Origin of the sequence: Photobacterium lucens (assembly GCF_009873615.1) — a bacterium.
GTDB lineage: Bacteria > Pseudomonadota > Gammaproteobacteria > Enterobacterales > Vibrionaceae > Photobacterium > Photobacterium lucens.
On the sequence record NZ_SSMG01000361.1, the window covers coordinates 1 to 658 of the forward strand.

Annotated in this window: 1 pseudogene; it reads left to right on the top strand. The window is 28.7% G+C overall.

Features of this window, described 5'->3' with window-relative positions:
• A pseudogene (locus E5A76_RS15170) lies at positions 1–649 on the top strand (hypothetical protein); the annotation flags it as partial.
• Positions 650–658: the final 9 nt, after the last annotated feature.

Consider the following 658-nt stretch of genomic DNA (forward strand, 5'->3'; position numbering starts at 1 on the left):
TACCAATAACTTTTTGGTAATATTAAATAATTGGTATAACTCTGGTGGAAGTGATATTTCACATGATGTCTATAATAAAATGGTTAAAGCTCATAAGACAGCTGCTGACAAATATAGAAAGAAACTAGTTTCAAAGTCTGACATTACCTTAGTACCTATTAACAAAACTAAGTTAAATGCCTTACTAAAAAAAATAGATGAAAACATTAAAAATGGGACATTAAAAAAGAGAATCAACACAGAACTAAAAAAACAGCTTGAATTAAAACTTCCATTTTCTGATAGTAATTTTAACACCTCATACAGAATGTTAGATCTTGCTCAACGTGCAAGTTCAATCCAGAATAGCTATTTTAAAGTTGTTGTAGATAATATTAATCGTACAGTATCAGAAATTAAAAAAAGTAATGATGAGATGTTTGCAGCATCACGACTCAGTGAGTTACGTGAACGCTTAATTGCCATACATAAAAATCATAACAATGTAAATTACACGTCAACTGAAATTCATAAATATACTAAGGCTAATTTTGATTGGCTAACATTTACCAGTACACCATATATAGAAACAGAACATCGAGCTCTATTGTCATTTCTTGATGCTTTGATTAAAGATACTATATCTCAAAGTAAAAAAAAGAAAAGTTAACTTCTATAC